The organism is Azospirillum oryzae, from assembly GCF_008364795.1.
Taxonomy (GTDB): domain Bacteria; phylum Pseudomonadota; class Alphaproteobacteria; order Azospirillales; family Azospirillaceae; genus Azospirillum; species Azospirillum oryzae.
In genome coordinates, this window is the sequence record NZ_VTTM01000005.1 from 125,855 (window position 1) to 148,872 (window position 23,018).

The 23,018-nt window shown below is 67.1% G+C and carries 19 protein-coding genes; 14 read left to right on the forward strand and 5 right to left on the reverse strand.

Annotation, left to right across the window (positions count from 1 at the left end; translation table 11 throughout):
- Nucleotides 1–105: 105 nt before the first annotated feature.
- The 3 genes from FZ938_RS16020 to FZ938_RS16030 all read left to right on the forward strand — a co-directional run bounded on the left by FZ938_RS16020 (nt 106) and on the right by FZ938_RS16030 (nt 4,673).
- Nucleotides 106–1,374 carry an ABC transporter substrate-binding protein gene (locus tag FZ938_RS16020; RefSeq protein ID WP_246799039.1) on the forward strand — a complete coding sequence of 423 codons (1,269 nt, stop codon included), beginning with the start codon at nt 106–108 and terminating at the stop codon, nt 1,372–1,374.
- A 623-nt stretch (nt 1,375–1,997) separates the two neighbouring features.
- Entirely contained in the window at nt 1,998–3,431 is a 1,434-nt protein-coding gene (locus FZ938_RS30575; protein ID WP_174757467.1) for an MptA/MptB family glycosyltransferase, read from the forward strand.
- 117 nt (nt 3,432–3,548) lie between these two features.
- A complete protein-coding gene (locus FZ938_RS16030; protein ID WP_174757468.1) occupies nt 3,549–4,673 on the forward strand; it encodes a hypothetical protein in 1,125 nt (374 codons plus the stop codon).
- Nucleotides 4,674–4,698: 25 nt separating this feature from the next.
- Here FZ938_RS16030 and FZ938_RS16035 read toward each other — a convergent pair whose 3' ends face one another.
- Nucleotides 4,699–5,775: an NAD(P)-dependent alcohol dehydrogenase gene (locus FZ938_RS16035; RefSeq protein ID WP_149199489.1), complete on the reverse strand. Its 1,077-nt coding sequence runs from the start codon at nt 5,773–5,775 to the stop codon at nt 4,699–4,701.
- 387 nt (nt 5,776–6,162) lie between these two features.
- Here FZ938_RS16035 and FZ938_RS16040 point away from each other — a divergent pair, with 387 nt between their 5' ends.
- The 3 genes from FZ938_RS16040 (at nt 6,163) to groL (ending at nt 9,232) form a co-directional block, all read left to right on the forward strand.
- Nucleotides 6,163–6,864: a hypothetical protein gene (locus FZ938_RS16040; protein ID WP_149199490.1), complete on the forward strand. Its 702-nt coding sequence runs from the start codon at nt 6,163–6,165 to the stop codon at nt 6,862–6,864.
- 405 nt (nt 6,865–7,269) lie between these two features.
- Entirely contained in the window at nt 7,270–7,587 is a 318-nt protein-coding gene (gene groES / locus FZ938_RS16045; protein WP_149199491.1) for a co-chaperone GroES, read from the forward strand.
- A 19-nt stretch (nt 7,588–7,606) separates the two neighbouring features.
- A complete protein-coding gene (gene groL, locus FZ938_RS16050) occupies nt 7,607–9,232 on the forward strand; it encodes a chaperonin GroEL (protein WP_149199492.1) in 1,626 nt (541 codons plus the stop codon).
- Between the two features lie 88 nt (nt 9,233–9,320).
- On the opposite strand, the gene FZ938_RS16055 is transcribed toward groL, so the two are convergent.
- Nucleotides 9,321–10,334 (reverse strand): sensor histidine kinase, encoded by a 1,014-nt coding sequence (locus FZ938_RS16055; RefSeq protein ID WP_174757470.1) that lies wholly within the window; start codon nt 10,332–10,334, stop codon nt 9,321–9,323.
- A gap of 255 nt (nt 10,335–10,589) precedes the next feature.
- On the opposite strand from FZ938_RS16055, the gene FZ938_RS16060 reads away from it, so the two are divergent.
- Entirely contained in the window at nt 10,590–11,729 is a 1,140-nt protein-coding gene (locus tag FZ938_RS16060) for a PQQ-dependent sugar dehydrogenase (protein ID WP_149199494.1), read from the forward strand.
- A gap of 31 nt (nt 11,730–11,760) precedes the next feature.
- Nucleotides 11,761–12,237 carry a GNAT family N-acetyltransferase gene (locus tag FZ938_RS16065; protein WP_246458112.1) on the forward strand — a complete coding sequence of 159 codons (477 nt, stop codon included), beginning with the start codon at nt 11,761–11,763 and terminating at the stop codon, nt 12,235–12,237.
- 30 nt (nt 12,238–12,267) lie between these two features.
- On the opposite strand, the gene FZ938_RS16070 is transcribed toward FZ938_RS16065, so the two are convergent.
- The gene (locus FZ938_RS16070; RefSeq protein ID WP_149199496.1) at nt 12,268–13,245 is read right to left on the reverse strand and encodes a quinone oxidoreductase family protein; all 978 of its coding nucleotides are present in this window, start codon (nt 13,243–13,245) and stop codon (nt 12,268–12,270) included.
- Between the two features lie 117 nt (nt 13,246–13,362).
- Here FZ938_RS16070 and FZ938_RS16075 point away from each other — a divergent pair, with 117 nt between their 5' ends.
- From FZ938_RS16075 to FZ938_RS16100, 6 genes are all read left to right on the forward strand, one after another.
- The gene (locus FZ938_RS16075) at nt 13,363–14,238 is read left to right on the forward strand and encodes a LysR family transcriptional regulator (RefSeq protein ID WP_149199497.1); all 876 of its coding nucleotides are present in this window, start codon (nt 13,363–13,365) and stop codon (nt 14,236–14,238) included.
- Nucleotides 14,239–14,678: 440 nt separating this feature from the next.
- Nucleotides 14,679–15,077: an ArsR/SmtB family transcription factor gene (locus FZ938_RS16080; protein WP_149199498.1), complete on the forward strand. Its 399-nt coding sequence runs from the start codon at nt 14,679–14,681 to the stop codon at nt 15,075–15,077.
- A 22-nt stretch (nt 15,078–15,099) separates the two neighbouring features.
- Entirely contained in the window at nt 15,100–15,618 is a 519-nt protein-coding gene (locus FZ938_RS16085; protein WP_149199499.1) for an arsenate reductase ArsC, read from the forward strand.
- A gap of 34 nt (nt 15,619–15,652) precedes the next feature.
- Nucleotides 15,653–16,684, forward strand: coding sequence for an ACR3 family arsenite efflux transporter (gene arsB, locus FZ938_RS16090; RefSeq protein WP_149199691.1), 1,032 nt, complete (start codon nt 15,653–15,655; stop codon nt 16,682–16,684).
- A gap of 291 nt (nt 16,685–16,975) precedes the next feature.
- Nucleotides 16,976–19,690 (forward strand): bifunctional acetaldehyde-CoA/alcohol dehydrogenase, encoded by a 2,715-nt coding sequence (gene adhE / locus FZ938_RS16095; protein WP_149199500.1) that lies wholly within the window; start codon nt 16,976–16,978, stop codon nt 19,688–19,690.
- Between the two features lie 27 nt (nt 19,691–19,717).
- On the forward strand, nt 19,718–19,963 hold the full coding sequence (locus FZ938_RS16100; protein WP_149199501.1) for a hypothetical protein: 246 nt from the start codon (nt 19,718–19,720) through the stop codon (nt 19,961–19,963).
- 64 nt (nt 19,964–20,027) lie between these two features.
- Here FZ938_RS16100 and FZ938_RS16105 read toward each other — a convergent pair whose 3' ends face one another.
- On the reverse strand, nt 20,028–21,614 hold the full coding sequence (locus FZ938_RS16105) for a DHA2 family efflux MFS transporter permease subunit (RefSeq protein WP_149199502.1): 1,587 nt from the start codon (nt 21,612–21,614) through the stop codon (nt 20,028–20,030).
- Nucleotides 21,611–22,741 (reverse strand): HlyD family secretion protein, encoded by a 1,131-nt coding sequence (locus FZ938_RS16110; RefSeq protein WP_149199503.1) that lies wholly within the window; start codon nt 22,739–22,741, stop codon nt 21,611–21,613. Before FZ938_RS16110 ends, FZ938_RS16105 begins: the two co-directional genes overlap by 4 nt.
- Nucleotides 22,742–23,018: the final 277 nt, after the last annotated feature.

Genomic DNA, 23,018 nt, shown 5'->3' on the forward strand with positions numbered 1-23,018 from the left:
CCAAATAATCCGGGCGCCGAATTGCCTGCGGGATAGAGTTCCTCCAGCGGCCAAAGGGCCAGCCGGAAGACCGAATGAAGAAGGGAACAGGGGGAAATGTCCAAGATGCCGTCTCTCAGCACATCCATCCTCGGCATGACCGCGATCGCGACCGTGATGGCCGGCGCCCTGCTGGCCGCTCCGGCCCGGGCCGAGCCGAAGGTGGAGGTGCTGCATTACTGGACCTCCGGCGGCGAATCGAAGGCGGCGGGCGCGCTGCGCCAGGACTTCGAAACGGCGGGCGGCAAGTGGATCGACGCGCCGGTGGCGGGCGGCGGCGGCGACGCGGCCAGTACCGTCCTGCGCTCCCGCGTGCTGGCCGGCGACCCGCCCAACGCGGTGCAGCTGAAGGGCCCGAACATCAAGGAATGGGCGGCGCAGGGCAAGCTGGCGACACTGGACGACGTCGCCAAGGCGGAGAACTGGGACGCCGTCCTGCCGCCGCAGATCCGCGACGTGGTGACCTACAAGGGCCATTACTACGCGGTTCCCGTGAACATCCACCGCGTCAACTGGATGTGGGTCAACCCGCAGGCGATGAAGAAGGCCGGCGTCGAGATCCCCAAGACCTGGGACGAGTTCAACGCCGCCGCCGAGAAGCTGAAGGCCGCCGGCATCATCCCGCTCGCCCATGGCGGCCAGCCCTGGCAGGAGGGCGCGCTGTTCGAGGATGTCGTCCTCGGCCTCGGCGGTCCCGACTTCTACCGCAAGGCTCTGGTGGAACTGGACGAGAAGTCGCTGACCAGCGACACGATGGTCAAGGTGTTCGACCAGATGCGCAAGCTGCGCGGCTATGTCGACGACGGCTTCCCCGGCCGCGAATGGAACCTCGCCGCCGGTCTGCTGATGAACGGGCAGGCCGCCATGCAGATCATGGGCGATTGGGAAAAGGGCGAGCTGACCGCCGCCGGCAAGGTGCCGGGCAAGGATTTCGTCTGCGCCCATGTGCCGGGCAAGTCGGGCTACATCGTCAATTCCGACAGCTTCGTCATGTTCAGCTCGTCCGACCCCGACCGCGCCGCCGGTCAGAAGCTGCTGGCCAAGCTGATCCTGGGCAAGAAGTTCCAGGAGACCTTCAACGTGCTGAAGGGATCGATCCCCGCCCGCCAGGACATGGCGCGCGACAGTTTCGACGAATGCGCGGTGAAGTCGATGGATGATCTGAAGGCCGCCATCGACAGCAACAGCGCCGTGCCCTCGATGGCCCACGAGATGGCGGTGCCCGGTGCCGTCCGCGGTGCCTTCCTGGACGTCGTCACCGCCCACTTCAACTCCACCATGTCCTCGCAGGATGCGGTGAAACGTCTGGCCGAGGCGGTCGATCTGGCGAAGTAAGTCTCTATTTCTCTTTGGTGTCGTCTCTCCTTCTCTGGTGTTGCGCGTGACCTTGAAGCCCCCCTTCCACCATGGGAGAGGGGCTTTCTTCTTTCGCCCCGCGAATTACGGGAGCACCGCGGTTCCGGCGGAGCGACAGGATGGCGCCGGGCAGCCGAAAGTTCGTCGCAGCAACCCGGCAGGCAATCCGGCTATCCCGAATGGGATTTGGATGGGTCCGACATGCCGGACATTTGCCGCCGACCTGCGGACCGCTTCCCCCGATCGCGCGGAAGCGAATGAAGCCGGCGCGCACGCAAGGCGAATGACCGCCGTCCGACAGGCAATCCCGGCATCAGCGCAGGAGCAATCTCTCTAGAATCTCTTTAGAAATTTATCGGTTCCGCCGACTTCCGCTAACGTGTTTACCGGCCTTCCCGTCGGGAACATCATTGGTGGGCGACATGCGGATGCCGTTTCAAAAACAAATACCGCCTGCAGATGCCCCTTCACCCGGTGGATCCGGCAACGGATCAATCAAGATCCTTGACCGTATTGGACTGACGACAACCCTGTGCTTGTTGTCGTTTTCGGTGTTGAGCTACTTCCTTGCCGCATCGAATACCCATTATGGGGAAGTCGGCTTGCCCAATCAGGCGGCGTTCTTCGACCGCCTGGCCGCCTCCGTCGCCGACCTGCCCATCCCGCTGGCCCACGCGTTGACCGCCGGCAACGGCTTCACCCATGACGGCCTGTATTTCCTGGCCTATTGCCTGCCCCTCGCCCTTCCGGTCGCCTTGGCCGCATGGCTGTTCCGCTGGCTGTCCGACGTCGACGGGCCGATTCCGAAGGCCGTGACGGACCGGCTTTTCCTGTGGCCGGTCGTCTTCACCGCCGTCAGCATTCCCTCCTTCCCGGTGATGACCCAGGACATCTGGTTTTCCGCGCTGTGGGGCGAGGAAATCGTCCGGGGGCAGAATCCCTACTATGTCCCCTTCACGCCGGAGCAGGCCGCAGCCTTTCCGTTCGACGAGGTGCCGGCGATGATGACCTACGGCCCCCTGTGGGCGGTGGTCTCGGCCGGCGTCATGGCGCTGAGCGGCGGGAATGTCTGGGTGACCGGACTTCTGTTCAAGCTGCTGCTGGCGGGGGCCTGGATCGGCGGGCTCGCCATCATCCGGCATATCGGCCGGACCCATGACGAGGCGACCGCCGCCGCCGGGCTCGTCGCCTTCGGCTGGCTGCCCATCGGCCACATCTATTCGGCCGGCGAGGCGCACAACGACATGGCGATGGTCGTCCTGATGATGCTGTGGCTGATGCGCCTTTCCGCCGGCGACCGCGCCGGCCCGCTGGCGCTGGCGGCCTCGGCCGCCTGCAAATACACCAGCGCCGCCCTGGTCTCCGTCGATCTGCTCTACAGGCTCGGCAAATCGAGAAACATGGATTTCAGGGGCAGGCTCACCGCCTACCTCCTGCGCGGGATCCCCGCCGCCGCCTTCTTCCTGGCCGTCCTGTTCCTTTTCTACCGCTCGCCCGCATTCTTCGACGCCGTGCGCGGCATGTCCGGATGGCAGTGGCTGCAGCCGGCGGACATCGTCCGGGTGGCCGAGCGGCTGCTGGGCATCGACATGGCCCCCCTGCGCTGGCTGGTGCGCGGGGCCTTCGCCGGCTTCGCCCTGTGGACCCTGGCCGCGCTGTACCGGCGGCCGACCGCGGAGAATGCCTGGAAGGCCGCCACCGCGGTGATGGCGGCGGTGGTGTTCGGCCTGTCGACCCACCTGTGGCCCTGGTTCATGCTGTGGCCGCTGGCACTGGCAGCACTCGTGCCGTCCTGGTGGTTCTCGCGCTGGATCTTCGGCGTCGCGGCCTTGGCCCCCTTCGCGGTCGTCCCCTTCTGGCGCTACGAAGACGGATTCGATCCCTTCTACACCAAGACGCTGACCGCCCTGCCGCTCTATGCGGGAGCGACCCTCTTCATGGTCTGGATGCTCGACCGCAAGGACCGGGCCGCGGTCGCCGCATGGGCGGCGTCGCTGCCGGGACGCCTGCGCATCGCCCGGGCTCACCGATCATGAGGGGCCGATCATGAGGGGCCAGTCGTGACGGAGCGCCAGATGCCAGCCAGCCCGACCGAAACCCTCCTCGCCACGGCAGGCCGGAGCACGGCTCCGCCCTTGTTCGGGAGTGACCCTATGCTGATGCCGACCCCGCAGCCGGCCCGGGACAGAAGCCTGGACGTCATCCGCGTCACCGCCCTCGTCTTCATGGTGGCGGCCCATTGGGGCCGCACGATCCCGGACGCCTACCCCCTCGTCAACATCCTGCAGTTCGTATTCGAACTGGCGCCGGTGATGTTCTTCTTCGCCTTCGGAATGACGCTCGATCATTTCCTGAGAAAGCCGCTGGCCCGGCGGATCGAAGGCCATCTGAAGCTGTTCATCCTGGCGGCAATCCACGGCCTGTATCAGGAGAAGAACCCGTTCACCAGCGACTTCTTCATGTTTCTCTTCGCCGCCCGCCTTCTGTTCGACATCCACGCCAGCGTCGGCACCGCCAACCGGGTGTTCATCGCCCTCTTTCTTCTTTCGCTGTGCGGCGCCTGGGTCGTCCTTCCGCTCCCCTACGTCTACGACCTGTTCGCGTCGCCCTTTCCGGGCTGGTTCCCGGTCTTTCCCTGGATCCTCTTCGTCGTCGCCGGGCGGATGTTCGCCCATCACCGGCAGTCCTCCCGCACCGCCGTCATCGCCCTGCTAGGCCTGACGGTGGCGCTGTTCGACACCATGATCTTCGGGCATGGAGTGTCGAAATGGCCGCTGTCGCCTGATTACGCTCTGTTGTTCGGCAGTGCGACCGCGCTGGCGTTCCTCGCCCTCGACCGCATCCGCTGGCCGGCCTTCCTGTCCTGGCGGACCGTGGACCTGCTGTCCGGCAATCTGCTACTGGCGACCGCGCTGCACTACATCGCCGTCGCCGCGGTGAGGTCGGCGCATGGCGCGCTGTCTCCGGTCCTCGCCGGATCGGTTCCCGCCGCCTATCTGCCGGCGGCGATCACCCTGGAATATGTCCTGCTGGCCGGGATCGCTTTTCTCATCCTGATCGCGCTGGTCCGCGCGACCCTGGCGGTGGGAGCCTGGCTGGACGGACGCGGCATCCTCGGCATCGCCGACACCCTGTTGCCGACCATCGCGGTGACCGGCATCGTTCTCTATGCCGCCATGCTCCACCTCAACAACGACCTGCGCGACGCCGGGCTGCCCTTCCTCTGCGCCATTGCCTTCCTGATCGTCTACAAACGAGGCATAGGAGGGCGGGCATAGGAGGACGCCGGCGTCGCGACGGCCGTCAGTTCGGCGTGATCGCCACCTTCAGCACGCCATCGCGCTGGTGGCCGAACAGCTCATAGGCCGCCTCGATCCGGTCGAGCGTGAAGCGGTGGGTGACCAGCGGCTTCAGGTCGACGCGGCCGGAGGCGACGACGCCCATCAGCCGCCGCATCCGCTCCTTGCCGCCGGGGCAGAGCGAGGTGACGATGGTGTGGTCGCCCAGCCCTGCCGCGAACGGCCCCAGCGGCAGGCGCAGGTCGCCGGAATAGACGCCCAGGCTGGACAGCGTGCCGCCCGGCCGCAGGACGCGTAGCGCCGCCTCGAAGGTGGCCTGAGTGCCCAGCGCCTCGATGGCGACGTCCACGCCCCGGCCGTCGGTGAGGCGCATGATCTCCTCCACCGGGTCGACGCGGCGGAAATCGACCACATGGTCGGCGCCCATGCGTCGCGCCATCTCCAGCCGCGCCGGCACCGTGTCGACACCGATGATGGTGGTGGCGCCCTTAAGCTTGGCCCCGGCGGTGGCGCAGAGGCCGATGGGACCTTGCGCGAACACCGCCACGGTGTCGCCGATGCGGATGTTGCCGCGCTCCGCCCCGGCGAAGCCGGTGGACATGATGTCGGGGCACATCAGCACTTCCTCGTCCGTCAGCCCGTCGGGGACGGGGGCGAGGTTGGTCATCGCGTCGGGCACCAGCAGATATTCGGCCTGGGAGCCGTCGATGCTGTTGCCGAACCGCCAGCCGCCAAGCGGCTTCCAGCCATGCCTGGTGCCGGCGCCGTCCTGGGAATGGCAGCCGCACAGGCAGGCGTTGCTGTGACCGCTGGGGGTGATGGCCCCGGCGATCACCCGCTGCCCCTCTTGGTAGCCGGTGACGGCGGAGCCCAGCTTCTCGATGATGCCGACCGGCTCGTGGCCGATGGTCAGGCCGCGATTGACCGGATATTCGCCCTTCAGAATGTGGATGTCGGTGCCGCAGATCGTCGTCGTGGTGATGCGGATCAGCGCGTCGAGCGGTCCGACGTCGGGAATTGGTTTGTCGTCCAGCACGATGCGGCCCGGTTCGACGAACACCGCCGCTTTCATCATGACCATGGCGTCCTCCCCTGGATGGTGGCCGCCGGTCCCGGAACTGCGTCGCGCAAACATCGCAAACGGCCCGCGGCCGGCGTTGTGCTTCACGCCGTTCAGTCTGGCACGGCGGGGAGGGGCCGGCGTTGATGCAGATTAAAAGATGGGCTGGTCAGGGGCAGCGCCGGGACGCCGATTCGCCCCACCCCACAACGACACGGCACTGGCCGGGAATGCAATGGAATGACAGCCGTGGGCTATCGATGAATTTCGGCCAAAAGTTGTTATGCCAGGCGATATGATCTTCTATACGGATGTATTATCTGATCATTTTCTAATTTTTGTCGATGACCAATCGAAGAAACATTCCTATACGAGAGCCGTCCACTTCTTAAGACAAGAGGCCATTCAATGAAGTCGTTTGCACTCTCCACCATATTCTCGATCGCCGCCCTGCTGTCCGCCGGCGTGGCCAACGCGCAGCAGAAGCCCGTTGTTCTGTCGGCCCTGCCGTCGCAGAACTTCGCCTTCTGTCTGAGCAGCGATGCAACCGTTGTCATTTCCACAACCCTGCAGAACGAAGTCGGCGTCGTCGTCACCAATGTCGGCAACAGCCAGACCAATACGTCCGGCACCGTGGTCGTCGCGGCCAACAAATTTTTATGGCAACGGTGCCGGCGGCGAGTGGACGTCCGGAATGGGGGCGTCCACCCTCTCCGGTGGCTCCTGCTACAACGTTGGCATGATGAGCAAGACCACCTCGCCGAACGGCAGCAATCCCTGGACCTGTGGCCAGACGACCGGTACCCCCAGCCTTACCGGCGCCACGATGTCGGGGCTGGTCACGACGACGACGCAGGTCACGTCGGTCGCAGCGGGTTATGTGGTGGCCGGCGTCACCTCGACGCTCAACAACGCGCCGAACGTGAACTGCCCGTACTGATCGATATTGCCGATCCGAACGGCGCTTGCCGGTCGGACGGATCGGAAGCGGCCGCCCACCTTCCCGGTGGGCGGCCGTTTCCGTCGGTCATGTGCCGACGGCCCCAAACGCCTCAAGGACCCAATGAGCCGCCGGGCGACGGGAGTGTCTTGACGCCCGCCCGCGCCTGACTAAATTTTGCCCGCGCCGGGGTGCCTCATCCACAGGATCCCGGCGCACCCGAAGACCGTGTCCTGCATGTTGCTCTGCGGAGGATGTGTGCGATGCCGATGATCAGCTTCTTGCGTCCCCCACCCCACCCGGTCCGGCCGGAGTCCGCGCCCGCCTGAGATAACGATCAAAACCGGCTGGCAAGACCTCAGGAAAATCCGAGCAAAACAAGTCACCCGTGTCTGCGGAAGCGGCCACGGGCATTTGGCATTGAAAGTTAATTCAGAAATATTCCTCGATTTTCTCCTTTAAAAATCCTCTTGACGTCAAAAACAGCCTGAGTAAATTTCCCAACCGAAAGCGCGGCCCATTCGGGCGTGCTTGGGAAAGACAGACATTCGCTTAAGACCAAGGAGTGTCACACCATGAAGTTCAAACCGCTTCACGACCGCGTTCTGGTCCGCCGCGTCGAATCCGACACCAAGACGAAGGGCGGCATCATCATCCCCGACACCGCCAAGGAAAAGCCGCAGGAGGGCGAGGTCATCGCCGTCGGCGCGGGCGCGCGGGACGAGGCCGGCAAGCTGATCGCCCTCGACGTGAAGCCCGGCGACCGCGTGCTGTTCGGCAAATGGTCCGGCACCGAGGTGAAGATCGACGGCGAGGATCTCCTGATCATGAAGGAGAGCGACATCCTCGGCGTGATCGAGGCTGCCGCCGAACCCGCCAAGAAGGCCGCTTGATTAGGGGAGGAACAGGACCATGGCTGCGAAGGACGTGAAGTTCGGCTCCACCGCCCGCGACAAGATGCTGCGCGGCGTGGACATCCTGGCCGACGCCGTGAAGGTCACGCTGGGGCCGAAGGGCCGCAACGTCGTGATCGAGAAGTCGTTCGGCGCCCCGCGCATCACCAAGGACGGCGTGTCGGTCGCCAAGGAAATCGAGCTGGCCGACAAGTTCGAGAACATGGGCGCGCAGATGCTGCGCGAGGTGGCGTCGAAGACCGCCGACCTGGCCGGTGACGGCACCACCACCGCCACCGTGCTGGCCCAGGCCATCGTGCGCGAGGGCGCCAAGTCGGTGGCCGCCGGCATCAACCCGATGGACCTGAAGCGCGGCATCGACATGGCGGTCGACGCCGTGGTGACGGAACTGAAGGCCCGCTCCAAGAAGGTGACCACCAACGAGGAGATCGCCCAGGTCGGCACCATCTCCGCCAACGGCGACCGCGAGATCGGCGATATGCTGGCCCGCGCGATGGAAAAGGTCGGCAACGAGGGCGTCATCACGGTCGAGGAGGCCAAGAGCCTGGAGACCGAGCTGGATGTCGTCGAGGGCATGCAGTTCGACCGCGGATACACCTCGCCCTACTTCGTCACCAACGCCGACAAGATGCAGGTGGAACTGGATGATCCGTACATCCTGATCCACGACAAGAAGCTGTCCGGCATCCAGGCCATCATCCCGGTGCTGGAAAAGGTGGTGCAGTCGGGCAAGCCGCTGCTGATCATCGCCGAGGAGGTGGAGGGCGAGGCGCTGGCGACCCTGGTGGTCAACCGCCTGCGCGGCGGCCTGAAGGTCGCGGCAGTGAAGGCCCCCGGCTTCGGCGACCGCCGCAAGGCCATGCTGGAGGACATCGCCATCCTCACCGGCGGCCAGGTCGTCAGCGAGGAACTGGGCATCAAGCTGGACAGCGTCACCATCGACATGCTGGGCCGCGCCGGCAAGGTGGTCATCACCAAGGACAACACCACCATCGTCAACGGCGTCGGGTCGAAGGACGACATCAAGGCCCGCTGCACCCAGATCCGCCAGCAGATCGAGGAGACGACCTCCGACTACGACCGCGAGAAGCTGCAGGAGCGGCTTGCCAAGCTGGCCGGCGGCGTCGCGGTGATCCGCGTCGGCGGCGCCACCGAGGTCGAAGTGAAGGAGCGCAAGGACCGCGTCGACGACGCCATGCACGCCACCCGCGCGGCGGTGGAGGAAGGCATCCTGCCCGGCGGCGGCGTGGCGCTGGCCCGTGCGGTCGCGGTGCTGGAGAGCGTCAAGCCGGCCAACGACGACCAGCGCGTCGGCATTGAGATCGTGCGCCGGGCGCTGACCGCCCCGGTGCGCCAGATCGCCACCAACGCCGGCGTCGACGGCTCGATCATCGTCGGCAAGCTGAACGACAGCAAGGACTACAGCGTCGGCTATGATGCGGCCAAGGGCGAGTGGTGCGATCTGGTGAAGGCCGGCATCATCGACCCGGCCAAGGTGGTGCGCACCGCGCTGCAGGACGCCGCATCCGTCGCCGGCCTGCTGATCACCACCGAGGCGATGGTCGCCCAGCTGCCGGAGAAGAAGCCCGCCGTGCCCGCCCCCGGCGCCGACATGGACTTCTGATCCGGACGGCCCTCGGTCGCTATTGGCCTGGACGTTCCCTGGATGGGGTCGCGCCGCACTGGCGCGGCCCCTCTTTTTATGCGGCGGGTCATGCCGCGGCGGGCCTGTCGTCCGGCAGCGCCTCCCGACAGCAGGGAAAGCGCAGGGTGACCTTCAGTCCATGCTCCGGCAGTCCATGGTCCGGCCGGGGTTCGATGTCGAGGCTGCCGCGCAGTTGCAGGGCGAGCTGCCGCATGATCCGGCCGCCCAGCCCGGTCCCCTGCGGCCGGTCCGACAGGATGCCCACGCCGTCGTCGCAGACGCGCAGCACGCACTCCCCCTCCTCCTTGCGGAAGGTCAGGTCGATGCGGCCGGATCGGCCGTCGGGAAAGGCGTATTTCAGCGCATTGGTGATCAGCTCGTTGGCGACGGTGCCGACCGCCACGGCGACGCCCATGTCGAGGTCGACGTCGTCCACCTCCGCGCTGACCGCAACCGGCCGGACCCCGACGACGCCGAGCTGGATGTCCTCCACCAGGCTTTCCAGGAAGTCCCTGGAACCGACGATGTTGACGCCCTCCACCCGGCGCAGGCGGACATAGACGCGGGACAGCACGCCGATCCGCTCGATGGTGCCGTTGACAATGTCCTGCCCGGTCCCCGACCGGTGGGCGGCGAGCGTCAGCTGGGCACAGATCTGTTGCAGGTCGTTGCGGATCCGGTGGTGGATCTCGTGCAGCATCAGATCCTTTTCCGCGTTGACGGCGGACAGCTGGTCCCATGACAGACGCAACTGCTCGTTCGTCCGGCGCAGGGCGTTGGCTCCGCCGGCGATCCCGAAGCCAAGGGCCATGTAGATGAGGAAGGCCAGCCGGTCGCCCGGCTCGGCGATCCACAGCGCCCACTCCGGCCTCATGAAGAACCAGGCGGAGCACAGCCCCGACAGCACCACCGCCAGATATCCCGCCCCGCGGTCGAACAGCAGCGAGATGACGAGGATGGTCGGGAGGAAGACCAGGAACGGGTATTTGAACAGCAGCGGGTCCAGCGCGTAGCGCACCAGCGCCGTCAGCCCGACCAGCAGCAGCGTGATCCCATACTGTGCCCAGGCCGCGTGAGGCAAGCGGGACCTCAGCCGGCGCAAGATGCTTTCCATATCCCGTGCCCTGCTCCCCGCGACACACCCCATGGCGCAACGGAAGGGATAACAGCGGGGATCCGGATTCGGATTACCTGGGTATGCGTACAATGATGTGACGAATTTCGTCGATGCCCCTTCCGCGCGCGGCGGTATCGGAGTCTTTCGGAGTGGCCGGCCTTGGCCGCCGGTTCGGCACCCCCACCTTGAAGGCCAGCCAATAGATACCGGAGGATCGTGATGCGCAGCGCCCTGACCCTGTCGGCCACCTCCCTTCTTGTCGCCGGCCTTTTCGCCGCCTCCCCTGCCCTGGCACAGTCGCAGGCGGTCAAGACTGTTCCGACCAGCGCCGGGCCGGTGGAGGTCAGCCGCTTCGCCGACGGGCTGGAACGGCCGTGGGGCATCGATTTCCTGCCGGACGGTCGGGCGCTGGTGACGGAGAAGCCGGGGCGGCTGCGGATCATGGCCCGCGACGGGTCGCTTTCCCCGCCGCTGGCCGGCACGCCGAAGGTCTTCAACCAGGGCCAGGGCGGGCTGATGGACGTGGCGGCCGATCCGGATTTCGCCCGCAACAGGACGGTCTACCTCGCCTATGCCGAGCCCGGAGAGAACGGAACCGCCAGGACGGCGCTGGGGCGCGGCACGCTGGGCGAGAGCGGAATCGAGGATTTCCAGGTTATCTTCCGCCAGTCGCCCAAGGTGGACGGCGGCAACCATTTCGGCACCCGCATCGCCTTCGCCCACGACGGCCACATCTTCCTGACGCTGGGCGAACGGTTCAAGTTCGACCCGGCGCAGAAGCGCGACAACACGCTGGGCAAGGTGGTCCGGCTGAACCGCGACGGCTCGCTGCCGAAGGACAACCCCTTCGCCGGCGAAGGCCGGACGGGCGGCGCCATCTGGTCCTACGGCCACCGCAACATCGAGGCGGCGGCCATCGACCCGCGCAGCGGCGCTCTGTGGATCGGCGAAATGGGGCCGCTGGGCGGCGATGAGCTGAACCGGCCGGAAGCGGGCAGGAACTACGGCTGGCCGGTGGTCAGCTGGGGCAAGCATTACGACGGCCGCGACATCCCCGATCCGCCGACCCGCAAGGAGTTCGCCGACGCGGCGGTGCATTGGACGCCGGTGATCTCGCCCTCCGGCATGGTTTTCTACACCGGCGGACTGTTCCGCGACTGGCAGGGCAGCGCCCTGCTCGGCGGCCTCAGCGCAAAGGGGCTGGTGCGCGTCGCCATCGACGGAAGCAGCGCGAAGGAGGTGGAGCGCATTCCGCTCGACGCGCGCATCCGCGATGTGGCACAGGGACCGGACGACGCCCTCTATGTCATCACCGATGCCGCCGATGGCGCGGTCCTGAGGTTGGCGCCGGCGAAATGACCGCCTGAAGATGGGCCGAAAGATGGGGCAGATGAGGATCAGAGACTACCGACCGTCGGACGCCCCGGTTCTGGCGGAGATCTATATCCGCTCCGTCCGCGGCATCGGCCCGCGTTTCTACGGCCCGGAGCAGGTGGCGGCCTGGGCCGCGCAGGCGCCGACGGTGGAGCGGGTGCGGGAGGCCTATGGCGACGGCCGCGTCGCCCTGGTCGCGGTGGACGAGGCCGACCGGCCGGTGGCCTTCAGCGACGTCGAATCCGACGGCCACATCAACTTCCTCTATTGCGCGCCGGAAGCCGCCGGCCGCGGCGTGATGTCGGCATTGGTCGACATGCTGGAGGCGCGCGCCCGCGCAATCGGCCATCCCCGCCTGCATGTGGAGGCGAGCGAGGCCGCCCGCCCCTTCTTCCTGCGTCGCGGCTTCGCGATGCTGGAGCGCCGCGAGTTGCGGATCGGCGACGTGCCGATCCACAACTATGCGATGGAGAAGTGGCTGGCGCCGCGATAGGCGGCGCATCAGGCCGGCGTCAATCGGCCATCAGGCCGGTGTCAATACCAGGGCGCCGCTGGTGCCGCGCCCTTCCAGCGCGCGATGGGCCTCGGCGGCGGAGTCCAGCGGCAGGCAGGTCACCGGACCGGCGCTCAGGCCATTGGCGACACGCGACAGCACCTCTTCGGCGGCGACGCGGTAGGCGGCGAGGTCGGACATGTAGCCGAACACGCTGGGCCGGGCGAGGCAGAGCGAGCGGCGCGGCCCAAGTTCGGACAGCTCGATGGGAGAGACCGGGCCGCCGGCCTGACCGACGCTGGCCACCGTGCCGAACAGCCGCACGGCGTCGAAGGTCCGGCGCAGCGTGTCGCCGCCGATGCCGTCCACCGCGACGTCGACGCCGCGCCCGCCGGTCAGGTCGCGCACCGCGACGACGAAATCTTCCTCCTGGTAAAGAATGGCGTGGTCGAGCCCGTGGGCGCGGGCGATCTCCGCCTTGGCGGCGCTGCCGACGGTGCCTATCACGGTGGCGCCCATGCTCTTCGCCCACTGCGTCAGCAGCAGGCCCAGCCCGCCGGCGGCGGCATGCACCAGGATCGTGCTGCCGGGCCCCACCGGACAGACGCGGTTGAGCAGCATGTGCACGGTGATTCCGCGCAGCATCAGCGAGGCGGCGGTCACCGGCTCCACCCCGTCGGGCAGGCGCACGGCGCGGTCGGCGGCCAGCAGGCGCGCCTCGGCATAGCCGCCGGCCGGCAGCCCGGCCCAGGCGACGCGGTCGCCGACGGCGAGCCCGTCCACGCCCGGCCCGACCGCCTCCACCACGCCCGCGCCCTCGACGCCGAGCGTGGCGGGATATGAGGGCAGCGGGTACAGGCCGGTGCGGTGATAGATGTCGACGAAATTGACCCCGGCGGCCTCATGGCGCAGGCGGATTTCCCCGGCGCCGGGGGCCGGCAGGTCGATAAGGGCGTGCGTCAGCACCTCGGCACCGCCCGGCGCGGTCATCTGAATGGAGCGGATCATAGCGGCTGTCTCCGTCGATCGTTGCGATGGAGCGGAGGTTATTCTGTGGCTTGGCGCGCGGATATTCGGCAAGATTGCTCACAAGCTGGGTGTTTTTGCGCAGAGAGGGCGCGACCGATGAACTGGGATGACCTGCGCGTCTTCCTGGCGCTGGCGGACAGCGGCAGCCTGTCGGCGACGGCGCGGAAGCTGGGGGTGGACCATTCCACCGTCGCCCGCCGGGTGGCGGCGCTGGAGGCCGATCTGGGCGTGCGCCTGTTCGACCGGCTGCCGCGCGGCTATGCTCCGACGGCGGAGGGGGAGGAGTTCGCGGCGCTGGCCCGCCGGGTGGAGGACGGCGTGCTGGCGGTGGAACGCCATGCCCGCGGCCAGCCCGGCGAGCCGGCCGGCACGGTGCGCCTGTCGGCCCCGCCGGCCTTCGCCAGCCATTTCCTCGCCCCGCGATTGGCCGGGCTGCGGCGGACCCTGCCGAAGCTGGTGGTGGAACTGGTGGGCGATGCCCGCGCGGTCAGCCTGACCCGGCGGGAGGCCGACCTCGCCCTGCGCCTGCAGCGGCCGGAGGACGAGGGACTGGTGGCCCGCCGCGTCGGCGCGATGGGCTACGGGCTCTACGCCACGCAAGGCTATCTCGACGGCCGGGACGAGGCCGGTTGGGAGTTTATCGGCTATGACGAGAGCCTGGACCATGTGCCGCAACAGCGCTGGCTGCGCCAGATCGCCGGCCGTCGCCCCTTCGTCTTCCGCGCCAACGACCTGATGAGCCTGCGCGGTGCGGCCTCGGCCGGCGTCGGCATCGCGGCGATTCCGCATTTCCTCGGCCGGTCCGATCCCTCGCTGGTCGCGGTCCTGCCGGATCCCCCTCCCCCACCGCCGCAGCCGCGTGAGCTGTGGCTGCTGGTGCATGGCGACCTGCGGCGGTCGGCGCGGGTGCGGGCGGTGATGGACGCCCTGGTGTCGATCATCGCCGACGGGCGGCCGCTGCTGGAGGATTGAGGGTACCGCAGCCGGTGAGGGCAAAAATCTCACCCGAACCGTGGGCATGGCAAAAAATCTTGGAACAGAATCGCAAGTCGTCCCGTTGATTCGGAAGCATCGAAGAGTTCTGCTCTTGCAACCTGCTGAACCGAATAGGGAGGCGTAGTATGCCCATTCTTCTCTGGCTTCTGGGTGTTCCGGGAATCATCGTGATCCTTCTTTGGATGACGGGCATTATCGGCTTCTAAGGTCCGCCGGTTGCCCCCGGTATAAACAGCCCATCGCACCAAGGCCTCCGCCGGCACCGCCGCGGAGGCCTTTGGTTTTCGACGCTCCGCACATCCGCGGGATGCGGTGTAACCGACTGTTATTTCGATTGTCATGGAACTGTCGTTGACAGCACAGGTAGCGGCTGGCATTTCCATGTTTGTCGAAACGTCGAATTCAGAGATGGCGGCATGGAGAAGAAAGACGTCCTGGCCGGACTGGCGGCGCTGGCGCAGGAGACGCGGCTGGACATCTTCCGCCTGCTGGTGGAGGCTGGGCCGGAAGGCCGCTCCGCCGGGGCGATCGCGGAAGCGCTGGCGGTCGCGCCGGCCACACTGTCCTTCCACCTGTCCAACCTGACCCATGCCGGGCTGATCGTGCAGCGGCGTGAGAGCCGGTCGCTGATCTACTCGGCCGATTTCGGGCGGATGACCGGCATCGTCGGCTTCCTGTCGGAAAACTGCTGCGGCCGGTCGGCCAACCCCGCCGCCTGCGCGCCGCTCTGCGCGCCGGTGCCGGAGGCGGCCAATACGGAAAATCAGGAAGAAACGGGCAACGGAGCGTCGGCTGGCCCGCGCTGCGGCTGCTGACCGCCTGCAAACGGAGCGAAGAATGGTAGAGCATCGCGTCTACAACGTGCTGTTCCTGTGCACGCACAACAGCGCCCGCAGCGTCATGGCCGAATGCCTGCTGAACCGGGAGGGCAAGGGCCACTTCCGCGGCTTCAGCGCCGGCAGCCAGCCGTCCGGGCGCATCAACCCCCATGTCCGCGACCTGCTGGAGCGGCTGGGCTTCCCGACGGCGGAGTTGCGGTCGAAGACCTGGGACGAGTTCGCCGCCCCCGGCGCCCCCCACATGGACTTCGTCGTCACCGTCTGCGACAACGCCGCCGGAGAGGTCTGCCCGGTCTGGCCGGGCCAGCCGATCAGCGCCCATTGGGGCTTCCCCGATCCGTCCAGCGCCACGGGCACCGATGCGGAGAAGGCCGCCTTCACCGCCACGGTGTTCGGGCAGATCCAGCGCCGCATCCAGGCCTTCGCCGCCCTGCCCATCGCGTCGCTCGACCGCATGGCGCTGAAGCGCAAAATGGACGACATGGCACGGGCGGAGGGCGGCACCGATGTCCGCTGATGTCCACTCCACCGCCCCGGCGGCGCGCCCCGCCATGGGCCTGTTCGAGCGCTATCTCAGCCTGTGGGTGGCGCTGTGCATCGTCGCCGGCATCGCGCTCGGCCATCTGGTGCCCGGACTGTTCCAGGCGATCGCCGCGGCGGAGGTCGCCCAGGTCAATCTGCCGGTGGCGGTGCTGATCTGGCTGATGATCGTGCCGATGCTGCTGAAGATCGACCTCGGCGCGCTGGGACAGGTTGGTGAGCATTGGCGCGGCATCGGCGTGACGCTGTTCATCAACTGGGCGGTCAAGCCCTTCTCGATGGCGCTGCTCGGCACGCTGTTCATCGGCCATCTGTTCGCCCCGCTGCTGCCGCAGGACCAGATTTCCTCCTACATCGCCGGGCTGATCCTGCTGGCGGCGGCCCCCTGCACCGCCATGGTGTTCGTCTGGTCCAACCTGTGCGACGGCGAACCGCACTACACGCTGAGTCAGGTGGCGCTGAACGACCTGATCATGGTGTTCGCCTTCGCGCCCATCGTCGGGCTGCTGCTGGGCGTCGCGTCGATCACGGTACCGTGGGGAACGCTGCTGCTGTCGGTGCTGCTCTACATCGTCATCCCGGTGGTGGCGGCCCAGTTCTGGCGGCGCAGCCTGCTGGCGGCCGGCGGCGAGCCGGTGCTGGCGCGCGTGCTCGGCCGGATCCAGCCGGTGTCGCTGCTGGCGCTGCTGACCACGCTGGTGCTGCTGTTCGGCTTCCAGGGAGACCGGATCCTGGCCCAGCCGCTGGTCATCGTCCTGCTGGCGGTGCCGATCCTGATCCAGGTCTATTTCAACGCCGGGCTGGCCTATTGGCTGTCGCGCCGGTTCGGGGTGGCGTGGTGCGTGGCAGCGCCGGCGGCGCTGATCGGCGCCTCCAACTTCTTCGAACTGGCGGTGGCCGCCGCCATCAGCCTGTTCGGTCTCGGCTCCGGCGCCGCACTCGCCACCGTGGTCGGCGTGCTGGTCGAAGTGCCGGTGATGCTGTCGGTGGTGCGCATCGTCAAAGCGACCAAGCCATGGTACGAAGGAAAAGCGGGGGCGTAACGTCCATCAGTTCATCGGGCTCGGCTGTGGGTGGCATGGCCCTTTTCAGCCGCCCGTCACCATGTAGTGAAACTACATTATGGGTTGCCGATTTTTTACATCGGATTCGGCGGAGCAGGAGCGTGCCTCTGATAGAGGCTCTCCTGCGTGCGCTTCGATTGACCTGATCCAGATCAATTCTGACGGCAAGTGGTATGACCACTCTTGCGCGGCGGTCAGGCGGGATGTAGGTTTCCTACATACTGCATGGAACCGCGAGATTCGGGCGTTGCGGGCCGGGAGACCAGCCGCATGGCGACGCCCGACGGGAGACGCCCGATCATGGTCACGACCGTCACGACCCTTTCCGACCTGAACGCCCTGATCGCGCGGGTGAAGGCGGCGCAGGCGCGCTTTGCCGACTACCCGCAGGAGAAGGTCGACCTGATCTTCCGCAGCGCCGCTCTGGCCGCCGCCAACGCCCGCATCCCGCTCGCCAAGATGGCGGTGGCGGAGACCGGCATGGGCGTGATGGAGGACAAGGTCATCAAGAACCACTTCGCCGCCGAATACATCTACAACAAGTACAAGGACGACAGGACCTGCGGCGTCCTCTCCGAAGACCATGACGCCGGCATCCTCACCATCGCCGAGCCGGTCGGCCTGATCTGCGGCATCGTCCCCACCACCAACCCGACCTCCACCGCCATCTTCAAGGCGCTGATCGCGCTGAAGACCCGCAACGGCCTGGTCCTCTCCCCCCATCCCCGCGCCCGCAAATCGACCTGCGAGGCCGCCCGCATCGTGCTCGCCGCCGCGGTCGAGGCCGGCGCCCCCGACGACATCATCGGCTGGATCGACGAGCCCTCGCTGGAGCTGTCCAACGCCGTCATGCACCACCCCGACATCAACCTGATCCTCGCCACCGGCGGGCCGGGCATGGTCAAGGCCGCCTATTCCTCGGGCAAGCCCGCCATCGGCGTCGGCGCCGGCAACACACCCGCCGTCATCGACGAGTTCGCCGACATCAAGCGCGCCGTCGCCTCCATCCTGATGTCCAAGACCTTCGACAACGGCGTGGTCTGCGCGTCCGAACAGTCGGCGGTGGTGGTCGATGCCGTCTATGACGCGGTGCGCGACCGCTTCGCCCATCACGGCGGCTACATCCTGTCGGCCCGCGAGGCCGATGCCGTCCGCAAGGTTCTGCTGACCGACGGCCATCTGAACGCCGACATCGTCGGCCAGCCCGCCCACGCCATCGCCGCCATGGCCGGCCTGACCGTCCCGCACGCCACCAAGGTGCTGATCGCCGAGGTCACCGACATCGACGACAGCGAACCCTTCGCCCATGAAAAGCTCTCCCCCACCCTGGCGCTCTACCGCGCCAAGGATTTCCTCGAGGCCTGCGACAAGGCCGCCGCCCTGGTCGCTCTCGGCGGCATCGGCCACACCTCCGCCCTCTACACCGACCAGGACCAGCAGGCCGATCGCATCCGCCATTTCGGCGACAGGATGAAGACCGCCCGCATCCTGATCAACACGCCGTCGTCGCACGGCGGCATCGGCGACCTCTACAACTTCCGCCTCGCGCCATCGCTGACGCTGGGCTGCGGGTCGTGGGGCGGCAACTCGATCTCCGAGAATGTCGGGCCGCAGCACCTGATCAACAAGAAGACGGTGGCGAAGAGGGCGGAGAACATGCTGTGGCACAAGCTGCCCAAGTCGATCTATTTCCGCCGCGGCTGCCTGCCCTTCGCCCTTGAGGAACTGCGCGGCAAGAAGCGCTGCCTGATCGTCACCGACCGCTTCCTGTTCGAGAACGGCCATGTCAACGACAGCGTCCGGGTGCTGAAGTCGCTGGGGCTGGAGGTGGAGACCTTCTTCGAGGTCAGCGCCGACCCGACGCTGGCGGTGGTGCGCAAGGGCGTGGCGCTGGCGAATGCCTTCCAGCCCGACGTGATCCTGGCGCTGGGCGGCGGCTCGCCGATGGACGCGGCCAAGATCATCTGGGTGATGTACGAGGCGCCGGAGGTGGCGTTCGAGGATCTGGCGCTGCGCTTCATGGACATCCGCAAGCGCATCTACACCTTCCCCAAGCTCGGCGTGAAGGCGCAGCTGGTGGCGGTGCCGACCACGTCGGGCACCGGATCGGAGGTGACGCCCTTCGCCGTGGTGACCGACGAGCGCACCGGCACCAAATACCCGATCGCCGACTATGAGCTGACGCCGACGCTGGCGATCGTCGATGCCAACCTCGTCATGGACATGCCCAAGGGCCTGACGGCGGCCGGCGGCATCGACGCGGTGACCCACGCGCTGGAGGCCTATGTCTCGGTGGTGGCGAACGAGTACAGCGACGGTCAGGCCTTGCAGGCGCTGAAGCTGCTGAAGGAGAACCTGCCCTCGGCCTACCGCAACGGGGCCCACGACCCGAAGGCGCGGGAGCTGGTGCACAACGCGGCGACGCTGGCCGGCATCGCCTTCGCCAACGCCTTCCTCGGCGTCTGCCATTCGATGGCGCACAAGCTGGGGGCGGAGTTCCACATCCCGCACGGCATCGCCAACGCGCTGCTGATCGCCAACGTGATCCGCTACAACGCGGCGGACATCCCGACCAAGCAGACGGCGTTCAGCCAGTATGACCGTCCCAAGGGCGTGGCGCGCTACGCGCAGATCGCCCGGCATCTGGATCTCGGCGGCAGCCGCGACCATGAGCGGGTGGAGAAGCTGATCGGCTGGGTCGAGGAGATGAAGCGGGCGCTGGAGATCCCGGCCTCGATCCAGGCGGCGGGGGTGCCGGAGGCGGCGTTCCTGGCGCGGGTCGATGCGATCGCCGAGGCGGCGTTCGACGACCAGTGCACCGGCGCCAACCCGCGCTATCCGCTGGTCGCCGAGATCAGGCAGCTGCTGGTCGACAGCTATTACGGCCGTGCTTATGTCGAGGCGTCCGCCCAGGATGTAGCGCCGGTCGAGGCCAAGCCTGCCACGAAATCGGCCGCCCGCAAGGACGCGGTGCCGGCCCAGTAAACAACTCCCCATGCCAGGACAGAGACCATGAGCAAAGCGATCATGTGGGCCGAAACCGATGCCCGCGGCTTCGAAACCGAATGCCTGTTCAACGAGGACAACCGCAGCCACGAGGTGCTGGTCTGCGCCAAGGGTCTGGGGCTCGACCGCGCGGAGAGCTTCCCGGTGGTCGAGGACCCCGGCCTGGGCATGAGCCCGGCCGACCTGCAGCGGTCGATCCGCACGGCCGACCGGCTGGTGTCGGAGATGAACCGGTCGCTGGGCGACTATTGAGCGCCCCGGTCCCAGTCGAACGGCCGCCCGCAGCAGTCCGATGCTGCGGGCGGCCCTTGCGTCTTCAGTGCTTCACCCGCCGCAGGATCAGGGCCAGCGGCACCGCCGAGGCGGAGATCAGCATCAGGGCGAAGAACACGTCGATGTAGGACCAGTAGGCGGTCTGCATCTGCACCTGCTGCCCGATATAGGCGATGGCCCGTTCCCGCGCCCCCGCCTGCCCGCCGGCGGTAGAAAAATAGGTCGTCGCCTGTTCAAGGGTGCGCTGATAGGCCGGATTGGAGGGGACGATGGTCTCGACCAGCCGGCTGTGGTGGAACTGCTCGCGCATCGCCAGCACATTCTGGGCGATGGACACGCCGATGGAGCCGCCGACATTGCGCGCGACATTGATGAGGGCGGAGGCCTGATCGGTCTTGTCGCGCGGAATGCCGTCATAGGACGCCGTGGTGATCGGAATGAAGATCAGCGGCAAGCCGATGCCGATATAGATGCGCGACCAGGCGAAGAACCAGAAGGTCGAGTCCGGGTTCAGCCGCGTCAGATCCCACATCGCCAGCGCGACGATGGTGGCGCCGGTGGCGATCAGGTATTTCGGCTGGATGCGCCCGGACAGCCGGCCGACCACGATCATCATCACCATCGTCACCATGCCACCCGGCGACAGGGCGAGACCGGCCCAGGTGGCGGTGAAGCCGTAATAGGCCTGCAGAAGCTCCGGCAGGAACTGGGTCGTCGCGATCAGGATCGCGCCGGTCGCCAGCATCACCAGAAAGCAGGACCCGAACTGCCGGGTCGCCACCATCCGCAGATCGAGCATCGGATTCTCCCGCCTCATCTCCCATGGGATCATCAGGCAGAAGGCGGCGATGCAGATGATGGTGAAGGTGATGATGAAGCCGGACGCGAACCAGTCGTCGGTCTGCCCGCGGTCCAGCACCACCTCCAGCGAGCCGAGGAAGGTCGCCACCAGCAGGAAGCCGACAACATCCATGCGGATGCCCTGCCGCTTCATCCGCCGGCGCTCCTCGATGGCGGATTTCGGCTCCTGCACCAGGAAGCCGACCAGCGCGAAGGCGAACAGACCGACCGGTCCGTTGATCAGGAAACACCAATGCCAGGACAGATTGTCGGACAGCCAGCCGCCCAGCGTCGGCCCGACCACCGGCGCAACCACCACGGCGATGCCGAAGATGGCGAAGGCCTGCCCACGCTTGGCCGGAGGGAAGCTGTCGGCCAGGATCGACTGCGAGATCGGCACCATGCCGCCGCCGGCGAAACCCTGCAGTACCCGGAACAGCAGCAGCGATTCCAGATTCCAGGCGAAGCCGCAGGCGATCGAACTGGCGGTGAACAGCCCCAGACAGGTCAGGTAGAAGCGTTTGCGGCCATAGCGCTTGGCGATGAAGCTGCTGGCGGTAAGCACGATGGCGTTCGCCACCAGATAGGAGGTGACGACCCACGACGCCTCGTCGGCACTGACCGCCAGCGTGCCGGAGATGTAGCGCAAGGCGACGTTGGCGATGGTGGTGTCCAGCACCTCCATGAAGGTGGCGATGGAGACCACCACGGCGATCAGCCAGGGATTGCGACCGCCTGCGGCACTCTGCGACGCATCGAAGCCGCCGGCGTCTTCCGCCGCGGCGCTCATCGCACCGTCACCCTCGGCACCACCGACATGCCGGGACCGATGGACACGCCGTCGGGCCACTGGTCGACGACGATCTTCACCGGGATGCGCTGCACCACCTTCACATAATTGCCCGTCGCGTTCTGGGCCGGCAGCAGGGAGAAGGCGGTGCCGGAGCCGGGCTGCACGCTGTCGACATGGCCGGTGACCGTCCGGTCGGGATAGGCGTCGATGCGGATGTCCACCGGCTGGCCCGGCCGCATGTCGGTGATCTGGGTTTCCTTGAAGTTGGCGGTGATCCAGATGTCGTCGGGCACGAAGATGGCAAGGCTCTGGCCGGCCTGGGTGAACTGGCCGACCGCCCCGCTCAGCTGCACCACCCGGCCCGGCTGCGCCGCGGTGATGGTGGTGTAGGACAGGTTCAGCTTCGCCTGATCCAGCTGCGCCCTGGCGCGCGCCAGATCGGCCTCGGCACTGGTGCGCTGGGCCTGGAGCGCGCCGACCTGCCGTTCGGCGGCGATCACCGCGGCGTTGGCGCTGGTCAGCTTCGCCTGCTGTTCCTGCAGGTTGGCGGTCGACTGCTGCGCCTGCTGCACCGTGCCGGCGCCGCGGGACTGAAGGTCGCGGTAGCGCGCCGCATCCTCCTTGGCAAAGCCGACCGACGCCTCGGCCTGGGCGACCTCCGCCTTGGCCTGATCGATCTGGGCGCGCTGGGCGGCAATCTGGGCGTCATAGCCGGTGATCGCCGCCTGGGCGGAGTCGATCTGGGCCTGCGCCTGCTCCAGCGCGGTCTGATAGTCGCGCGGGTCGATGCGGAACAGCAGGTCGCCGGCCTTCACATGCTGGTTGTCGCCGACCGCCACCTCCGTGACATAGCCGGACACCTTGGGCGCGATCGGGAACTGGCGGGTGTCGATGAAGGCGTCGTCGGTCGATTCATAGGGATGGATGTTGCGCTGCCAATAAATATAGCCGGCCACCGCCAGCAGGGCGAGCACCACCAGCCCGACGATGATCGCCAACGGATGGCGCCGGATGAATCCGGGCTTCTTGCGGCCGGCTTCGGCGGCCGGCTGTCCGCGTTCGCTGCGGCCGGCATCCTGATCCGCAAGTGTGACGACGTCCCTGTGCTGCTGGTCGTCCGGCATGGTGTGACGCTCCTGACCGAATTGCCGGGCGATCGGTAAAGGCCCGGTCGTTGTCGCGCGGGAGCGGTGCGGCTCCCCAGCGCGAAACACCGCGAACCCCCATCGCGTTGCACCAACGCGGCAGAAAGCCGGCCGAAACAGCCGCAGAACAGCCATGCCAACAGCCATGCCAGGGGTGGGTATTCGATCCGGCAAACACCCGGCACGGCGGGGCGGGGCATGAGGCGGCCGGACACCCGGATCACGGCCTGTGTTTCACCGCCTGAATACAGAAAGC

Coding starts and splice junctions, on each gene's coding strand:
- FZ938_RS16085 (WP_149199499.1), top strand. CDS start 15,100: ATGGTAGAGCATCGCGTCTACAACGTGCTGTTCCTGTGCACGCACAAC.
- FZ938_RS16075 (WP_149199497.1), top strand. CDS start 13,363: ATGAACTGGGATGACCTGCGCGTCTTCCTGGCGCTGGCGGACAGCGGC.
- FZ938_RS16100 (WP_149199501.1), top strand. CDS start 19,718: ATGAGCAAAGCGATCATGTGGGCCGAAACCGATGCCCGCGGCTTCGAA.
- FZ938_RS16020 (WP_246799039.1), top strand. CDS start 106: ATGCCGTCTCTCAGCACATCCATCCTCGGCATGACCGCGATCGCGACC.
- FZ938_RS16110 (WP_149199503.1), bottom strand. CDS start 22,741: ATGCCGGACGACCAGCAGCACAGGGACGTCGTCACACTTGCGGATCAG.
- FZ938_RS16080 (WP_149199498.1), top strand. CDS start 14,679: ATGGAGAAGAAAGACGTCCTGGCCGGACTGGCGGCGCTGGCGCAGGAG.
- FZ938_RS16065 (WP_246458112.1), top strand. CDS start 11,761: ATGAGGATCAGAGACTACCGACCGTCGGACGCCCCGGTTCTGGCGGAG.
- FZ938_RS16035 (WP_149199489.1), bottom strand. CDS start 5,775: ATGGTCATGATGAAAGCGGCGGTGTTCGTCGAACCGGGCCGCATCGTG.
- groL (WP_149199492.1), top strand. CDS start 7,607: ATGGCTGCGAAGGACGTGAAGTTCGGCTCCACCGCCCGCGACAAGATG.
- groES (WP_149199491.1), top strand. CDS start 7,270: ATGAAGTTCAAACCGCTTCACGACCGCGTTCTGGTCCGCCGCGTCGAA.
- FZ938_RS16030 (WP_174757468.1), top strand. CDS start 3,549: ATGCTGATGCCGACCCCGCAGCCGGCCCGGGACAGAAGCCTGGACGTC.
- FZ938_RS16070 (WP_149199496.1), bottom strand. CDS start 13,245: ATGATCCGCTCCATTCAGATGACCGCGCCGGGCGGTGCCGAGGTGCTG.
- FZ938_RS16040 (WP_149199490.1), top strand. CDS start 6,163: ATGAAGTCGTTTGCACTCTCCACCATATTCTCGATCGCCGCCCTGCTG.
- FZ938_RS16060 (WP_149199494.1), top strand. CDS start 10,590: ATGCGCAGCGCCCTGACCCTGTCGGCCACCTCCCTTCTTGTCGCCGGC.
- arsB (WP_149199691.1), top strand. CDS start 15,653: ATGGGCCTGTTCGAGCGCTATCTCAGCCTGTGGGTGGCGCTGTGCATC.
- adhE (WP_149199500.1), top strand. CDS start 16,976: ATGGCGACGCCCGACGGGAGACGCCCGATCATGGTCACGACCGTCACG.
- FZ938_RS16105 (WP_149199502.1), bottom strand. CDS start 21,614: ATGAGCGCCGCGGCGGAAGACGCCGGCGGCTTCGATGCGTCGCAGAGT.